Annotated in this window: 13 protein-coding genes; 9 read left to right on the top strand and 4 right to left on the bottom strand. The window is 67.5% G+C overall.

Annotation, left to right across the window (positions count from 1 at the left end):
• The first annotated feature begins 16 nt into the window (after positions 1-16).
• From CCONF_RS05005 to CCONF_RS04980, 6 genes are all read left to right on the top strand, one after another.
• Positions 17-3,757, top strand: coding sequence for a nitrate reductase subunit alpha (locus CCONF_RS05005; protein ID WP_290225854.1), 3,741 nt, complete (start codon positions 17-19; stop codon positions 3,755-3,757).
• Entirely contained in the window at positions 3,757-5,349 is a 1,593-nt protein-coding gene (gene narH / locus CCONF_RS05000) for a nitrate reductase subunit beta (RefSeq protein WP_290225852.1), read from the top strand. Before CCONF_RS05005 ends, narH begins: the two co-directional genes overlap by 1 nt.
• Positions 5,350-5,361: 12 nt before the next feature.
• Entirely contained in the window at positions 5,362-6,165 is an 804-nt protein-coding gene (narJ, locus tag CCONF_RS04995) for a nitrate reductase molybdenum cofactor assembly chaperone (RefSeq protein WP_290225851.1), read from the top strand.
• Between the two features lie 9 nt (positions 6,166-6,174).
• The gene (narI, locus tag CCONF_RS04990) at positions 6,175-6,963 is read left to right on the top strand and encodes a respiratory nitrate reductase subunit gamma (protein ID WP_290225849.1); all 789 of its coding nucleotides are present in this window, start codon (positions 6,175-6,177) and stop codon (positions 6,961-6,963) included.
• A 237-nt stretch (positions 6,964-7,200) separates the two neighbouring features.
• Positions 7,201-7,542, top strand: coding sequence for a hypothetical protein (locus tag CCONF_RS04985; protein ID WP_290225847.1), 342 nt, complete (start codon positions 7,201-7,203; stop codon positions 7,540-7,542).
• Complete coding sequence (locus tag CCONF_RS04980; RefSeq protein ID WP_290225845.1) at positions 7,512-8,204, top strand: HNH endonuclease signature motif containing protein; 693 nt, start codon at positions 7,512-7,514, stop codon at positions 8,202-8,204. The genes CCONF_RS04985 and CCONF_RS04980 overlap by 31 nt, the downstream gene beginning before the upstream one ends.
• A 144-nt stretch (positions 8,205-8,348) precedes the next feature.
• Here the strand turns inward: CCONF_RS04980 and CCONF_RS04975 are convergent, their stop codons facing one another.
• Genes CCONF_RS04975 through CCONF_RS04965 form a run of 3 tightly spaced genes read right to left on the bottom strand, consistent with a single transcriptional unit; the run spans position 8,349 to position 12,058 of the window.
• On the bottom strand, positions 8,349-9,752 hold the full coding sequence (locus tag CCONF_RS04975) for a multicopper oxidase domain-containing protein (protein WP_290225843.1): 1,404 nt from the start codon (positions 9,750-9,752) through the stop codon (positions 8,349-8,351).
• Positions 9,745-10,974, bottom strand: coding sequence for a beta-carotene 15,15'-monooxygenase (locus CCONF_RS04970; protein WP_353959516.1), 1,230 nt, complete (start codon positions 10,972-10,974; stop codon positions 9,745-9,747). Before CCONF_RS04970 ends, CCONF_RS04975 begins: the two co-directional genes overlap by 8 nt.
• Positions 10,964-12,058 carry a DUF8744 domain-containing protein gene (locus CCONF_RS04965; protein ID WP_290225840.1) on the bottom strand — a complete coding sequence of 365 codons (1,095 nt, stop codon included), beginning with the start codon at positions 12,056-12,058 and terminating at the stop codon, positions 10,964-10,966. The genes CCONF_RS04970 and CCONF_RS04965 overlap by 11 nt, the downstream gene beginning before the upstream one ends.
• 207 nt (positions 12,059-12,265) lie before the next feature.
• On the opposite strand from CCONF_RS04965, the gene modA reads away from it, so the two are divergent.
• From modA to CCONF_RS04950, 3 genes are read left to right on the top strand one after another with little or no spacing between them, the layout of a single operon-like run.
• Positions 12,266-13,054, top strand: a complete 789-nt coding sequence (gene modA / locus CCONF_RS04960; RefSeq protein WP_290225838.1) for a molybdate ABC transporter substrate-binding protein — start codon at positions 12,266-12,268, stop codon at positions 13,052-13,054.
• A gap of 9 nt (positions 13,055-13,063) precedes the next feature.
• Entirely contained in the window at positions 13,064-14,959 is a 1,896-nt protein-coding gene (locus CCONF_RS04955; RefSeq protein WP_290225834.1) for an ATP-binding cassette domain-containing protein, read from the top strand.
• Between the two features lie 10 nt (positions 14,960-14,969).
• Positions 14,970-15,629, top strand: coding sequence for a helix-turn-helix transcriptional regulator (locus CCONF_RS04950; RefSeq protein WP_290225832.1), 660 nt, complete (start codon positions 14,970-14,972; stop codon positions 15,627-15,629).
• On the opposite strand, the gene thrB is transcribed toward CCONF_RS04950, so the two are convergent.
• Positions 15,626-16,555, bottom strand: coding sequence for a homoserine kinase (thrB, locus tag CCONF_RS04945; RefSeq protein WP_290225830.1), 930 nt, complete (start codon positions 16,553-16,555; stop codon positions 15,626-15,628). The genes CCONF_RS04950 and thrB overlap by 4 nt on opposite strands.
• Positions 16,556-16,575 lie beyond the last annotated feature (20 nt).

Here is a 16,575-nt window from a genome sequence, read left to right as displayed (position 1 = left end):
CAGAGAGTTCTACCCCATGACTACTCAAGTCCCCGCTCCCGAAAACGGCAAGCTCAACCCGCTGTTTAAACTAGGCGCCTACCTGCGCCGCGGCGAGGCCTCTGCCTCCGGCCAACAGGTCTTCTTGCAGGGCGGCCGGCAGGCCGACGTCTTTTACCGCAACCGCTGGGCCTTCGACAAGATGGTCCGCTCCACCCACGGCGTCAACTGCACCGGCTCCTGCTCCTGGAAGGTCTACGTCAAAGACGGCGTCATCACCTGGGAGTCCCAGGCCGTCGACTACCCCACCACGGGCCCCGACACCCCGGAGTACGAGCCCCGCGGTTGCCCCCGCGGCGCCTCCTTTTCCTGGTACACCTACTCCCCAACCCGCGTGCGCTACCCGTACGCCCGCGGCGTTTTGGTGGACATGTTCCGCGAGGAAAAGCAGAAGCACGGCGACTCGGTGCTTGCCTGGAAGGCCATCCAGGAAGACCCGGACAAGCGCCGGGCGTATATCTCCCAGCGCGGCAAAGGCGGGCTCATCCGCATCTCCTACGAGGAGGCCATCGACATGGCCTCAGCCGCGCACGTCTACACCATCCGCAAGTACGGCCCCGACCGCATCAACGGCTTCACAGTCATCCCGGCGATGAGCCAGGTCTCCTATGGCGCCGGCAGCCGCTTCCTGCAGATGATCGGCGGCGTCGCCCTGTCCTTCTACGACTGGTACGCGGACCTGCCGCCGGCCTCCCCGCAGACCTTCGGCGACCAGACCGACGTCCCCGAGTCCGGCGACTGGTACAACTCCTCCTACTTGATGATGTGGGGCTCTAACATCCCGGTCACCCGCACCCCGGACGCCCACTTCATGGTCGAGGCCCGCTACAAGGGCACCAAGGTCGTCGTCGTCTCCCCTGACTTCGCCGACAACACCAAGTTCGCCGACGAATGGGCCCGCATCGAGCCGGGCACCGACGCCGCCTTGGCCTTTGCCATGGGCCACGTCATCCTCAAGACCTTCCACGTCGACCGCCAAGAGCCGTACTTCCTGAACTACATGCGCAAGTACACCGACGCGCCGTTCCTGGTCTCCCTCGACCAGCGCGAAGACGGGACCTACACCCCCGGCAAGTTCTTCACGGCCTCCCAGACTAACGATGCCTCCTTGGCCGGAAGCCCCAACGCCACGCACCGTGGCCTCGTCATGGAAGACGACGGCCGCGTGGTCGATCCGGGCGGCACCGTCGCCGACCGCTGGGACATGGATTCCGCCAAGTGGAACCTCTCCCTGGACGGCGTCGACCCCGTCATGTCGATGGCGGAGACGGATTCCTTCTCCACCGCCGAGGTCCTCTTCCCGCGCTTCGACCTGGACACCGACCCGGCCGATATCGGCACCGGCAAGCCGGTCGGCGCCGGTGTCGTCCACCGCGGCGTGCCGGTGCGTGAGGTCAACGGCAAGCTGGTCACCACCGTCTACGACATCATGCTCGCCCACTACGGCGTCCCGCGCGAGGACCTGAACCTGCCGGGTAGCTGGCCGACCGGCTTCGACGACGCGAGCGAGGTCGGCACCCCGGCCTGGCAGGAGGAGCTCACCGGCGTCCCCGCCGCCGCGGCCATCCGCATCGGCCGGGAATTCGCCCAGAACGCGGCGGACTCGCAGGGCCGCTCCCAGATCATCATGGGCGCGGGCGTGAACCACTACTTCCACGCCGACAACATCTACCGCAGCTTCTTAGCGCTGACCTCGATGTGCGGTACCCAGGGCGTCAACGGCGGCGGCTGGGCGCACTACGTCGGCCAGGAAAAGCTGCGCCCTGTCAACGGCTGGACCCAGTGGGCCATGGCCACCGACTGGCAGCGTCCCCCGCGCCACATGATTACCACCGGCTTCTACTACTTCGCCACCGAGCAGTACCGCTACGACAACTCGCGCGCCTCCCAGCTGGGCTCCCCGCTGGCCAGCCGCGGGGCCATCGGCGACAAGATGGTCTCCGACACCATGTCCGAGGCCATGCGCCGCGGCTGGATGCCGGCCTACCCGCAGTTCAACCGCAACTGCCTGCTGCTAGCCGACGAGGCGGACGCCGCCGGCCTGGACATCAACGACTACGTGGTCCAGCAGCTTCACAAGGGCGACCTGGAGTTCGCCTACGACAACCCCTCTGCGGAAGAGAACTGGCCGCGCATCCTGCTCAACTGGCGCACCAACCTGCTGGGTTCCTCGGCTAAGGGCACGGAGTTCTTCCTCCGCCACCTGCTGGGCATCGACTCGGATGCCACCGCCGAAGAGCTGTCCCCGGAGCAGCGCCCACGCACCATCAAGTGGGTCGACGAGGCCCCCGAGGGCAAGCTCGACCTGATGCTGACCACGGACTTCCGCAACACCTCGACCACGCTGGTCTCCGACATCGTTCTGCCGGCCGCTACCTGGTACGAAAAGCACGACATGTCCTCGACCGACATGCACCCCTACCTGCACTCCTTCAACGCGGCGATCAACCCGCCGTGGGAGGCGCGCACCGACTTCGAGGTCTTCCAGGACCTGGCCGCCGCGCTGTCCGACAAGGCCGTCAAGTGGCTGGGCACCCAGCGCGACGTCATCACCCAGCCGAGCCACCACGACACCCCGGACGAGCTGGGCATGCCCAACGGCATCGTCCCGGACATCGACGAGGTCGGGCTGGTCCCCGGCGTGACGATGCCGAAGCTGCACGTCGTCGAGCGCGACTACACGCGCATCTACGAAAAGTGGGCGCACCTCGGCCCGCTGCCCGCCAAGGCCGGCACCGGCGTGCACGGCACCAAGTTCAACGTGGAAAAGCAGGTCAAGGAGCTCGAGCTCATCTGCGGCACCTCGCAGACCTCCCAGGGCGAGCTCATCGATCTGACCAAGGACACCAAGGTCATCGACGCCATCCTGCACCTGTCCGGCGTCTCCAACGGCGAGCTGGCGCAGCAGGGCTTCGAGTTCCTGTCTTCGCGCACCGGCAAGGATCTCACCCCGCTGGCCGCTTCCGATGCCGACGTCCACATCACCTGGGACTCCATCAAGGAGCGCCCAACCGAGATCATCACCTCGCCGGAGTGGACCGCCGACAAGCGCAACAAGCGCCGGTACACGGCCTTTTCCATCAACGTCGAGTTCGACAAGCCCTGGCACACGCTCACGGGCCGCATGCACTACTACCTCGACCACGACTGGTTCATGGACTACGGCGAATCCCTGCCCGTGTTCCGCCCGCCGCTGGACCACGTCCACCTGCACGGCGAGCACGCCCCCGGCCAGACGCTGAGCAACGAGCGCGGCGAGGCTGAGGTCACCCTGCGCTACCTGACCACCCACAACAAGTGGTCCATCCACTCGCAGTACTTCGACAACCTGCACGTTTTGTCCATCTCCCGAGGTGGCCAGGTGGTCTGGATGTCCGACAAGGACGCCGAGAAGATCGGCGTTAAGGACAACGAGTGGGTCGAGGTCTATAACCGCAACGGCGTCGTCAGTGCCCGCGCCATTGTCTCCCACCGCATCCCGGAAGGCACCATGCTGTGCAACCACGCCCAAGAGCGCACCGTCGGCACCCCACTCAACGAGCACACCGGCCGCCGTGGCGGCACCCACAACTCGCTGACGCGCATTTCCATCAAGCCGGTCCACATCGCGGGTGGCTACGGCCAACTTACCTACCACTTCAACTACATCGGGCCCACCGGCAATAACCGCGACGAGGTCACCCGCGTCCGCCGCCGTTCCCAGGAGGTGTCTTACTAATGAAGGTCATGGCTCAGATCTCAATGATCATGAACCTCGACAAGTGCATCGGCTGCCACACCTGCTCCGTGACCTGCAAGCAGGCATGGACCAACCGCGAAGGCACCGAGTACATCTGGTTCAACAACGTCGAAACCAAACCCGGCGTCGGCTACCCGCGCGGCTGGGAGGACCAAGAGAAGTGGAAGGGCGGCTGGGAGCGCACCAGTTCCGGCAAGCTCAAGCCCAAGGCCGGCGGCCGGCTCAAGAAGCTGGCCACCCTGTTCCACAACCCCAACCTGCCGACCATCCAGGACTACTACGAGCCGTGGAGCTACCAGTACGAGGACCTGATGGGCGCCAAAGCCGGGCAGAAGACCCAGCCGACGGCCAAGCCGGTCTCCCAGATCGATGGCCGCCCCATCGAGAAGGTCGAGTGGTCCTCCAACTGGGACGACAACCTGGGCGGGTCCACCGCCACCATGGACAACGACCCGGTCCTGCACGAGATGAACCTGGACGTGAAGAAGGAGATCGAAGACACGTTCATGTTCTACCTGCCGCGCATCTGCGAGCACTGCATGAACCCGACGTGTGTTTCCTCCTGCCCGTCCGGCGCGATGTACAAGCGCACCGAGGACGGCATCGTGCTGGTGGACCAAGACGCCTGCCGCGGCTGGCGCATGTGTGTCTCCGGCTGCCCGTACAAGAAGGTCTACTTCAACCACAAGACGGGCAAGGCCGAAAAGTGCACGCTGTGCTACCCGCGCCTCGAGGTCGGTCAGCCCACGGTGTGCTCGGAGACCTGCGTGGGCCGCCTGCGCTACCTGGGCGTCATCCTCTACGACGCCGACCGCGTCGCCGAGGCCGCCGCCACCGAGGACCCGCAGGACCTGCTGGAGGCCCAGAAGTCGGTCATGCTTGACCCGCACGACCCCGAGGTCGTCAAGGCCGCCCAGCGGGAGGGCATCCCGCACTCCTGGATCGATGCAGCGCAGAACTCCCCCATCTACGACCTCATCTTCAAATACGGGGTCGCGCTGCCGCTGCACCCGGAGTACCGCACCCTGCCCATGGTCTGGTACATCCCGCCGCTCTCGCCCATCGTCGACCAGGTCACCGCCTCCGGCAACGACGGCGAGGACCACAAGATCCTATTCACCGCCCTGTCGCGCATGCGCATCCCGCTGGACTACCTGGCCGGCCTGTTCACCGCCGGTGACCCGGTCCCGGTGGAAAAGGCCCTGCGCCGGCTGGTGGCCATGCGCTCGTATATGCGCGACATCAACCTGGGCAACGAGCCGCAGGAGGAAATCGCGCAGGCGGTCGGCATGGACGGGCGCACGATGCAGGAGATGTACCGCCTGCTCTCCATCGCCAAATACGACGACCGCTACGTCATCCCCACCGCCTCCCCCGAGACCCCGCGTGGCATCAGCGCGCTGGATCCCTTCGGCGGCGTCGACCCGGCCCGCAACCTGAACGACACGTTCCAGGACCTGGGCATGGGGGCGCCGGAGGCCTGCACCCACGGCAGCGCGCCCAGCGGCAAGGTCTCCCTGCTTTCCTGGACCGGGGACCGTCCCGATTCCATGTTCCCGCCCAAGGATTAAGCGAGGCCAGCCATGAATATCTTTGAAAAACTCGCGCGCCGCACCCCCAGCCAGCCACCGGCCGACGATGCCGTGGCCGGGTTCGGCACCCCAGCCGGCATCGGTAGCGGCGGCGGAGCCAAGGACGTCGAGCGAGCCATCCGGACCCACACCGGCAAGCTCCCCGACGAGTTCATCGCCCCGGTGAAGGTCTCGGTGGACCAGCGCCGCATTATCGCCATGGCGGTCTCAGTGCTGCTCAACTACCCGCAGCCGGGTTTCCTGCAGCGGCTCGAGACCGTCGAGGAGCAGCTGGATCAGCTGCCGCTGGCCATCGCCACCGATTTCGTGGACTTCGCCACCTGGGCCCGCTCCGCCGGGCTGCGCGGGATGGAGGAGCACTACGTCGAGACCTTCGACCAGCGGCGCCGCTGCTCGCTTTTCCTGTCCTATTACGCGGTCGGCGACACCCGGCAGCGCGGCATGGCCATCCTGTCCTTCCGCCAGCAGCTCGAGGCCCTCGGCTTCGTCATTAGCGACGAGGAGCTGCCCGACCACCTCTGCGTCGTCCTGGAAGCCCTCGCCCTTAGCGAGGACCACGACAGCGCCGTAGAGATGGTGGCTAGCTACCGGGAGGGCATCGAGGTGCTGCGCGCGGCCCTCGGCCACGTCAACTCGCCCTACCTGAGCCTGGTGACGGCCCTGTGCAAGTCCTTGCCCAAGGTCGACCCAGACACCGCCCAAAAGTACGTCGATCTCATTCGCACCGGCCCACCCGCTGAGATGGTCGGGATCGCGGATCTGCCCTTCCCCACCGCTCAGCCGAATACGGTCTAAGGACTTTCCATGGATACTTTCAACAACTTTCTCTGGGGAGCATTCCCCTGGCTCGCGATAGCCGCGTTCGTCGTCGGCATCTTCTGGCGTTGGCGCTCCGACCAGTTCGGGTGGACCACCCATTCGACCCAGATCTACGAGTCCAAGCTGCTGCGCCTGTCCTCCCCGCTGTTCCACTGGGGCATGGTCTTCGTCATCATCGGCCACCTCATGGGGCTAGCGATGCCCAAGTCTTGGACCCGCGCCGTCGGCATCAGCGATCACGTCTACCACTGGATCGCCACCATTCCCGGTTCGCTGGCCGCGGTCGCCGTGCTGCTCGGGTTTGCTGGGCTGGTCTACCGCCGCGTGGTCAACCGTTCCGTCTTCCTGTCGACCTCCACGTCCGACAAGGTCATGTACGTCCTGCTCGGGCTTGCGCTACTGTCCGGGTCCATCGCCACGTTCACGCTGCAGCTTTTCGACCTGGGTGGTACCCACGGCTACGACTACCGCGAGACCATCGCACCCTGGCTGCGCAACCTGCTCATCTTTAACATCCAGCCCGAGCTGATGGCCGACGTACCGTGGCAGTTCAAGGTCCACGTCTTGGCGGGTTTTACCATCATCGCTGTCTGGCCGTTTACCCGCCTCGTGCACGCCTTCTCCGCGCCCGTCGGTTATGTCACGCGCCCATACGTGGTCTACCGGTCCCGCGACCAGCGCACCACGGATATGCGCCACCACGTCGCTTGGGAGCCGGTGCGTTCCCACCGCGCGCAGTTGGACAAGAGCGAAACACCGTCCCACGGCGCCTAGGCCGTAGTTTCCCACAGCCCCCGCCTGGTGCGGGGGCCTTTTTGTGCCTAATTGTGCCTAACGATGCCTACTTGGGCACGTTGCTCTATTTTTCGTCCTCTGGGCTGGTCGCGGCGCAAAAACGGCCGTTTTCGGCCTGTGGATAGTTTGCGCAGGATGGCTACTGTGCTCCGAGTTATCCACAGATCGGGTTTCTGGGCCTTGTAGGGGTTGACGCGTGCTTCTAGCGTGTGGGTCATGACAGCAACGACAGCCATGGACACATTGAAAGCAGCACACTCCATCTTCGCGGACGGGATCCAGTATTTGGACCTGTGCCGCCAGCTGAGCCTGCCCGCCCTGAAGGCTGTCATGTCGGATGTTGCCGCGACCGCGCACCACCGTGCCTGCCAAACCTTCTTCGGGCACACGTCCTTTACCCGCAAGCAGGCCGCCGCGAGGAAAGCGGCCGCCGCCCAGGGACACCACCTGGATACGTTGCTGGTCCTGGATAGTGCCTTCCGCCGGGTGCGTAATAAGGGCGAGGCTTGGGCCATGCTCATCGAACTGTGCAACACCCCGGCACCACCACACAGCTAAGACGCCTAGCCAACCAAAAGGTCCTAGAGCTTAACCGCCCGGCACCACCAGCCGAGGGCGTACGAGTCACCCGTCGCAAGGATGGACCGAGTACTTTTTCGGTCACCGGTGATCCGGAGTTGGTGGAAGACCTCTGGGCCTCAATTAAAACCACCCCCGACGTCGAGGCCTTGTTCAGTGGAGGCCTAGAGAAGCAGCCGAAGGCCACCCACGTGGTGATCTCCCTGCCTGACTGGGTGAGAATCCTTGCCGGTGATGGGGATGAGATCACCCTGCAGCTGACCAACGGAACAACCATGACCGGGGCCGAATACGTCCGCCAGTGTCTCCTAGACGCAGGCCTAGCCACGCTGGTGGACCCTAGGCGCGGCCCAGTCAACCAATACCGCTACCAGCGCCACGCCTCACCGAAGCAGAAGGACATGGCCAAAGCCGAGACCACCACGTGTGCGTGGCCGAACTGTAGGAAACCAGCCGATGAGTGCCAGGTCCACCACATCCACCCCTGGGCCGACGGCGGTGAGACCAACCAGGAGAACCTGACACTACTGTGCGAGTTCCACAATTCATGGAACGACGACGACCCCGCCTACCCCAGGCACGGCAGGATAAACCGCCGCGATGGCAGGGTGACGTGGGACCCGCCCTGGAGCAGCGGCTGACGGCTGACGGCTGACACGGGGGTCAGCCGAAGGAACAAAGCCGCGAGACCAGGCTGCGAGGAGACACCACCAGGAACACACCCAGCCAAAAGACGCTAAAAGGCGCCACGGACCACGTCCGTAGCGCCTACTCGGCGTGCCCGCCTACTCCGTGACCACGATCTGCCCGCGCTGTCCCTTCTCCGCGTTGGTCAGGGCATGGTTGACGAACGTGTACGTCCCCGGCTCATCGAACGTCATCTCAACGAACCCGCCCTGGGCCGCGGCCAGGTCGACGGCCTGGGAGCCGGTGTCCTCGGCGTCGCGGATGAGGTACTGCCCCTCCTTGAAGACGGTGTCGAAGACCTCGCCGACCACGTGGAAGCTCAGCGACTCGTCCGGGCCCACGTTCAGCACCCAGATGCGGATGGTCTCGCCGACTTTGACGCGCAGGGGCCGCTGCTCGTACTGGTTGGGATAGAAGTTGAACGCCGCAAGATCGTAATTGCCGGCGGCGACGCGTTCCTCGTCCGCGCCGACCTCGCGCTCGCCCAGGAAGAGCTGGCTGGCCACGAGGGCGTACTCGGCATCGACGTCCGAAAAGGAATCCGGGGAATCCTCCGGCGGGTCGATGATGACCGCGCCCGTCATACCGTTGGCGATGTGCAGCGTCATCGGCGCCGTCGCGCAGTGGTACATCCAAATCCCGGAGCGCTTCGCGGTGAATTCGTAGACCAGCTCCTCGCCGGGATCGATGGTCGCCATCGCCTTGTCGGGGTTGACCTCGCCGGCATGGAAGTCCACCGAGTGGCCCATGTGCCCCTCGTTGCGCAGCGTAATCCGGAACGTGTCCCCGACCTTGCCGCGCAGCGTCGGCCCGGGCGCCTGCCCGTTAAACAGCCACTGCTTCTGCTCCACGCCCGGCGCGACCTCGCGGATCTCCTCGGTCATCACCCAGGTGTATTCGTGCACGCGGCCGGACGGGGCGGCCTCCAGGTGCGGGTCGAAGGCAGCAAAGTCCGGCCCCAGGTCGCTTTGGCGCTCCGCGGCCGTCGGCACGTCCACGTGCGGGTTCGCCCCGCCCGCCGCGCTTGACGATGCCCCCCTGCCGCCCGCCGGCGCATCGCCCGCGACGACGTCAAAGGTCATGCCCTGCGTGCGGTGCCCGGCGATGGTGCAATAGCCCTCGACGGACGCGGAAATCACGCCGGCGTCCAGCACCACCGAGTCGCCGGGGTTGACGCGCCCGGTCTCCGCCTCGCCGATCTTCAGGTCGTGGACCTGGTCGCCGGTGTTGGTGAAGTTGACCTTGAGCTGCGACCCGGCCGGCACGTCGACGCTGCTGGGGACGAAGGCCATGCCCTCGACGCTCACGTCGACCTCGACAACGTCGCCGGTCGCGGCCACCGGCTGCTCGCCACCCGACGTAGACTCCTTGCCGGCCGAGGTGGTGGTGACCACAGCCAGGATGACCACGGCGACGACCGCGATGCCGATGAGCGCCCAGGCGGCCCACCCGGCCGAGTGTTGGGTGGTCGTGCCACCAGTAGGCGTGGATTGTTTAGTCATGTTTTCTCCCAACAATTGCGACAACGGTGGCGATAACCACCACATTAGCCAGTAGCGCGAGCCCCACCAGGATGAGTCCGGCCGTACCAGCGGGCCCGCCGAGGTTGCCCTCGAGGATCAGCGCGGCGCCCACGTTGAGGCAGACCAACCGCGCGATGCCGCCGGCCCCGGCCGCCTTCCGCGTCCGGTGCACCACCGCCGGCTCGCCGCCGCGCAGCGTGGGCAGCAGATGGTGCAGCACCCCGGTCACCAGCTGCAGCAGGCCGCCCAGCAGGAAGACCGGCAGCAGTTGCAGCGTGATGGCGCGCGGGAAGGCGCCGACTGCCAGGCTGGCGGCATCGGCGGCGTTTACGGCCCACATCCAGCCCAGCCCGCACAGCACGGACAGGCTGGCGGTATTTAGCCCCGGCCCCTGGGCTAGAACGGAGCTCACCACGGCCACGACGAGCATGCCGCTGGCTAGCGCCACCAGCGCCATCCCGAAGCCGGCGACCAGCTCCGCCCCGGCGATCAGCCCCGCCGCGGCTGCCGCCAGCCCCACGGCGTGGACCACCAGCGAGCGCGTACACCGGGCCCGCGCTGTCGGACTAATCGCCGTGCCCGTGAGCGTGGGCAGCAGGGTCACGACCGTGCCCAGGATGGTCAGCCAGGCAAAGCCCCAGACCATCAGCCGCGAGTGCGCGGCAATCAGCCCCGTATAGCCGCCGATGCCCCTGCCCGCCAGCACCGCCAGCGCCACCGCGGCGATAAAGCAGCCGAAGGCCGCCACATAAAACGGCACCGTCACCGCAAAGGCCCCGGACAGGGAACGGCGCAGGCGGGTCACGATGACGGCCACCTGCCACGCGGCGGCGAGGAGGATGAGGGCGCAGGAGGCATCGGCAAGTAGGGACCAGCAATAGCCGGCCCGGTCCACCAGCAGGCCGACCAGCCCGACCTGGACCAGCACCACGCGGGCAGCCACGCCGCGGTAGCTGGCCGTCGGTGTGCGGGTTAAGGCCTCAGTAAAGTGCGTGGAATAGACCACGATGGCGGTGGTGACCACCCCGAGGGTGAAGGTGTGGATGAAATCCCACCAGACCACGGGCCCGCCGAGGTGGTAGGCCACCGCGACGGCCAGGCCGACTAAGACCCAGGCCCCGATAAGCGCGCCGGCGGCCGTGTGCCACCGCGACCTCGCCCGCAAGGAGACGTCGCTGACTGCGCCGAGATTAATCTGCACGGCGACCACCCCGCAGGGTCAACACCAGCCCAGTACCCACGAAGACCAGCACGGCCACGAGGGTTATCACCCCGCCGACGGTATATATCGCGTCCTGGGCCAGAAAATCCCCGGCCAGGCGCGTGGCCAGCCCGCCGTGGAGGAGCACCACTGGGACATAGAGCACCCGGCGGTACGGCAGCCGGCGGTGGACCACGGCGGTCAAGATGATGGGCGCATGCGCGAAGATCATGGACATGACGAAGCCCAAGAAGACGGCGTGGACGGCGGCATCGTAGGCATAGCCTTCCGCGCCGGAGCCGTAGGCCAGCCAGGTAAAGCCGGCCAGTACCAGCCAGAAATAGCCGCCCAGCATGCACGCGGCAGAATAGCGCGGCAGGCCCCGCGAGCGCACCAGGTTAACGGCCACGTCGACGCGCAGCGCGGTCGCAGCCACCACGATTAGTCCCAGCGCGACCAGCACGTGCCCCAGCCACGGGGCCACGGCGAAGACGACGGCGGCCAGCACCATGGACAGCACCTGCCAGGTCAGCTGGACCTCGGCGCGGGTGCCGGCCACCGACAGGCGAGCCAGCTCCATGCGCTCGCCGATGATGGTGGCCACCACGTACGCCACCGCCAGCGGCAGCACGGTCGTAAAACGGCCCGTCATCCCCCACAGCAGCGCCGCCATCACGGCCGCCACCACGCCGGCTGCCTGCACGACCACCGACACGGTCGGCTGGCGGCGATAGATGGCCACGTAGATTGCCCCCAGCGCGCCGAAGCTGGCCGCAAACAGCGCCCCGGGCACCAGCGCCGGCAGATCCGCGCCCGCCGCCGCGGGTAACAACAGCGCCACCACGCCGGCAACGTGGGCGGCCGGACCGGCCCAGGCCCACGCGCGCCGCACCGCGACCGCGCGCTCCAGCCCGATGGCCCCGCCGACGAAGCCGAAGACCATCAGCGGGCCGTGCAGATCCGCTACCGGCGCCGCGGCGTTGAACACCCCCAGCAGGGAGGCCCCCGCCGCCAGGCCGGCCAGCAGCGCCACCCCGGCGAAGGCCAGGAACACTACGCGGTAGGCTACACGGTCTTTTTGCACAGGTTTTATGGTACTAATTCCTGCTACCAACCGGAAACCCCACGCGCTCCGGCAAGCGCACCCGTTTCTACCCCCATGCCGACGTCTGGCCGACCGCGGGCCGACGGGCATGTAGAATAAGTTGAACACGCGTCCAAGAAAAGCCGATCTACTAGGGTAGATGGGATGGGTGTGTTCTCGATTGTAGCGTGAAAGGAATATGTCTCCATGGTGAAGCGCGTTCTCGCCAGCTGCACAGCCGCCGCCACGTTGTTCGCTGCCGCCTGCGCCCCGTCGACGGAATCGACATCGGACAGCAACGCCGATAGCACCGCCGGCTCTGGCAGCTCCGTGGAGCTCAACATGCTGGCCGCCTCCTCCACCCGCGTGCTCAACGAAGACCTGCAGGCCGCCGCCGACGAGCTCGACCCGCCGGCCGAGCTGAAGTTCCAGAACGCCGGCTCCTCCGACTTGGTCTCCCAGCTCAAGGAAGGCGCCCCGGGCGATCTCCTGCTGACCGCCTCCAAGAAGACCATGGACGACGCCGTCGAGGCGGGCACCGTCCAGGATCCCAAGGTCCTGGCCGAAAACGAGATGGTCATGGTCGTGCCAAAGGGCAACCCGGCCGGCATCAAGTCCGTCGAGAACATCACGGACGAGACCCGCTTCGTGCTGTGCGACCCGCAGGTCCCGTGCGGTGACATCTCCCAGCAGATCATCGAGGACAAGAGCCTCGACATCCAGCCGGACTCCCAGGAGCACCAAGTTGCCGACGTGCTCGGCAAGGTCGTCTCCGGCGAGGCCGACGCCGGCTGGGTCTACTCCACCGACGCCGCTGCGGCTGGTGACGACGTGGAGGTTATCAAGATCGAAGGCGCCGACCAGTTCACCAACCAGATCCTCGGCGCGGTCGTTACCACCTCCTCCGAGCAGGACTCCGCCCAGGCAGTGCTGGACCTTCTGGCCGACGACTTCGACGCCACCTGGGAAGAGTACGGCTTCACCCCGGCCGACTAAGTGAGTTTCGTGGCTACTACCGCTACTTCAGCTGCTACGGCTACTACCCCACCGCGCCCCGCCCGCACGCCCGCCCCTGTGGCGTTCGGGCTCATCGGGATCATCGCGGTGGGGTTTATCCTGTTCCCCATCATCGCCCTGGCCGTGCGCGTGCCCTGGGCGCGCATGGGGGAGATCCTGGCCCGCCCCGAGGTCCACGACCTGCTCAAGGTCTCCCTCGCCGCGGCGGCCCAGTCGACCGTTCTGACCATGATCTTGGGCACCGGCCTGGCGGTCTGGATGCAACAGCTCGGCCGCGGCGGGCTCGCCACCCGCCTGCTGGTTTTTCTCCCGCTCGCGATGCCCCCTGTCGTCGGCGGCCTCGCCCTTACCGCCGCCATCGGCCGGCGCGGCCTGCTGGGGCCCTGGCTGGAGGCGATAGACCTGCACTTCGCCTTCGCCTTCCCCGGCGTCGTGGTGGCGCAGATGTTTGTCTCCCTGCCGTTCGTGGTCGTCGCCGTTGATTCGGCGCTGCGCCAAATCGACGGGGAGGTGCTGGCCTCGGCCCACGGCATCGGGATGAGCCCCGGCCGCGTGCTGTGGAAAGTCACCCTGCCGCTGGTCGCGCCGTCTATCGCCACGGGCGCCGGGCTGGCTTTCGCGCGCTCTCTGGGTGAGTTCGGCACGACGCTGACCTTCGCCGGCTCGATGCCAGGTGTCACGCGCACGATGCCCCTGGGCATCTACCTGGAACGCGAGGTCGACACGGAGGCCGCCTACGCGCTTGCGGCCATCCTCATCGGCCTGGCGCTAGTCTGCCTGGCGCTGGCCGGCCTGCCGGTGCTTCTGGGCCGCAAGCCCCGCCCGCACGCCCGCACCATCACCGAGATGGACGTCGAGCGCCTGCGCGAGCTCACCCGCCCACCGGAGGATCCCACCCCGGTCACGGTGGAGGGCACGACCCTGCCAGCCGGGCGCGTGAGCGCCATCGTGGGCCAGAACGGTTCGGGCAAGACCACGCTCATGCGCCGGGCGGCCGGCCAGCTGCGCGGACAGGTCGCTATTGGGGACCGGACCGTGGACGACGCGGCCGGCCAGTTCGTGCCGCCGCACCAGCGCCGCGTCGTCATGGTCACCCAGTCGCCGGGCCTGCCGCCGCGGGCGAGCGTGGTCGAGGCCGTCACCATGGCCAGCCGCGACCACGCGCTGGCCACCCAGCTGCTGGAGGCGGCGGGCCTCAGCGACCTGGCCGACGTCGACGTGCCCTCCCTGTCGGGCGGGCAGGCCGCCCAGGTCGCGCTCGTGCGGGCGCTGGCCACCCGGCCGTCCGTGCTCATCCTGGACGAGCCACTGGCCGCCCTCGATGTGGCCGCCGCCGCCCGGTGGCGCCGCTTCTTCCACGCCAGCCGCCACGACCACACCGTGCTGATGGTCACGCACAACCTGCTGGACATCCAGCGTCTGGCCGAGCACCTGGTGGTCATGGAATCCGGCCAGACCGTAGCTAGCGGGCCCACGAGCCAGCTGCTTGCTGCCCCGCCGACGGAGTTCGTGGCGCGGGTCAGCGGCCTCAACCGGGCCACCGGCACCTGCGAAGTCGTCCACGCGGACACCGCGCGGGTGGCCGCCGGCGGGGCCACGCTCATCGGGGCCACCACCGCGCACCTGCGCCCCCAGCAAGAGGTTGTCGTGACCTTTCCGCCCGAGGACGCGCGGCTGTCCGCCCACCCAGTGGCCCGCGCGGAGAACTGCTGGCCGGGCACCGTCCAGGCGGTGGAGGCGCGGTCGCTGACCACCTTTTTGGTCACGCTCGACTGCCCGTTCGGCCAGGTGCGCGTCTCCCACGCCGAGGCCCCGGCCGTGGGGGAGGAAGTCTACTGTCAGGTGGACCCGCAGGCAGTTCACATCAGCCCCAACGAGTACTAAAGTAATAAATATGACCGATCCTGCCCGCCTGCCCCGCCCCGCAACGGATCTCTTCCCGGAGGCGCTCGCGCTGTCGCCGAAACAGCGCGAGGTACTCGACGTGGTGGGTTCCTTCACCGACGGCGCCACCGCGGCCCAGGTCGCCGAGCGGTTAGGCATGCACGTCAACACCGCCCGCGGGCACCTCGACGAGCTGCAGGCCGCCGGGGCCGTCGCGACGGTTACCGCCCGCTCCCACGGGCGCGGGCGCCCCTCCCTCATCTTCCGGGTCCGGGTGCCGGATAACCAGGCCATCGCCAGCGAATACGTCAGCCTGGTCACCGTGCTGCTCGACCAGCTGGCTGATGATGCCGAGCTCGCCGACTACGGCTCACCCCGCGCCCGCGAGATTGGGCGCCAGTGGGCGAGGACGCTGGAACAAACGGGGCCGGCATCGGCGGTACAGATGCAGGCCCGGCTGCGCGCCATGGGCTTCGACCCCGAGCAGACCAAGCAGGGTCTGTGCTTGCACGCCTGCCCCTTCGTTTCTGCCGGGGCGGCCCCCACGCCGTTTTTGTGCGCGGTCCACGAGGGCTACCTGCAGGAGATGACCGCCGCCTCCGACGGGGAGCCCACCGTGCGGCTCCACCCGCTCACGGACAGCGGCACCTGCCTTATCACCCAGGATTAGGCCTGGGTGACCTCGACCTCCACCGGCCCGGCGATTTCCAGCGGGAGGACCCGCAGGCCCTGGTCGCGGGCATCGTCGAGCACGGCCTCCGGGATGGGGTCGGTATGCAGGACCATGACGGTCGGGCCGGCGCCGGACAGGTAGGCCGGGAAACCGCGGTTGCGCAGGCGGTTGACCCACTCCGCGGTGACCGGCAGCACGTCGGCGCGGTAGGGCTGGTGCAAGCGGTCGCGGGTGCCCTCTAGGAGCAGAGCCGGGTGGTTGGTCAACGCTGCCACCTGGACGGCGGTGCGGGAGACGTTGAAGGCGGCATCGCTGTGCGTGACGTGCGAGGGCAGCACGCGCCGCACGGCCTGGGTGGAGGCGTGGAAGTCCGGCACCAGCGCGGTGGCGCGGATGTCCGGGTGCACCGGCAGGCAACGCGCGCGGTACTCGGGCAGTGAGCGGCCGTCGACCGGGACCGTCATCCAGGAGACCACCATCTGGCCCAGCACCGACGCGGCGGCGTTGTCGGGGTGGCCCTCGAAGGCCGAGGACAGCTGGACCACCTTGTCCTCGTCGAGCGGGAAGCCGGCCAGCCCGTTGGCCGCGGCCACGCCGGCGACCGCGGCGGCCGCGGACGAGCCCAGGCCGCGCGACTGCGGGATGGCGTTGGTGCAGACCACGCGCAGGCCCGGTGCTTCGACGTCGGCGGCGTTGAGCCCCGAGCGCAACGCCTTGACCACCAGGTGCGATCCGTCGCGCGGGAGGTCTTCCTCGCCCTCGCCGAAGATGACCACCTCGAGGCCGGACTCGGTGACCTCGACCTCGACCGTGTCATAGAGCGTGACGGCCAGGCCCAGGGTGTCGTAGCCCGGGCCCAGGTTGGCCGAGGAGGCCGGCACCTTGACAATCGCCTTGGTCCCGACTTGCAGTTCGGTGCTCATGAGCGCGTCTTCCTCCCCTT

It is taken from the genome of Corynebacterium confusum (genome assembly GCF_030408715.1).
GTDB lineage: Bacteria > Actinomycetota > Actinomycetes > Mycobacteriales > Mycobacteriaceae > Corynebacterium > Corynebacterium confusum.
The sequence above is the reverse complement of the archived record's forward strand: the minus strand, read 5'-3'. Positions and strand labels throughout refer to the sequence as shown.

Coding starts and splice junctions, on each gene's coding strand:
- CCONF_RS05005 (WP_290225854.1), top strand. CDS start 17: ATGACTACTCAAGTCCCCGCTCCCGAAAACGGCAAGCTCAACCCGCTG.
- narH (WP_290225852.1), top strand. CDS start 3,757: ATGAAGGTCATGGCTCAGATCTCAATGATCATGAACCTCGACAAGTGC.
- narJ (WP_290225851.1), top strand. CDS start 5,362: ATGAATATCTTTGAAAAACTCGCGCGCCGCACCCCCAGCCAGCCACCG.
- narI (WP_290225849.1), top strand. CDS start 6,175: ATGGATACTTTCAACAACTTTCTCTGGGGAGCATTCCCCTGGCTCGCG.
- CCONF_RS04985 (WP_290225847.1), top strand. CDS start 7,201: ATGACAGCAACGACAGCCATGGACACATTGAAAGCAGCACACTCCATC.
- CCONF_RS04975 (WP_290225843.1), bottom strand. CDS start 9,752: ATGACTAAACAATCCACGCCTACTGGTGGCACGACCACCCAACACTCG.
- modA (WP_290225838.1), top strand. CDS start 12,266: ATGGTGAAGCGCGTTCTCGCCAGCTGCACAGCCGCCGCCACGTTGTTC.
- CCONF_RS04950 (WP_290225832.1), top strand. CDS start 14,970: ATGACCGATCCTGCCCGCCTGCCCCGCCCCGCAACGGATCTCTTCCCG.
- thrB (WP_290225830.1), bottom strand. CDS start 16,555: ATGAGCACCGAACTGCAAGTCGGGACCAAGGCGATTGTCAAGGTGCCG.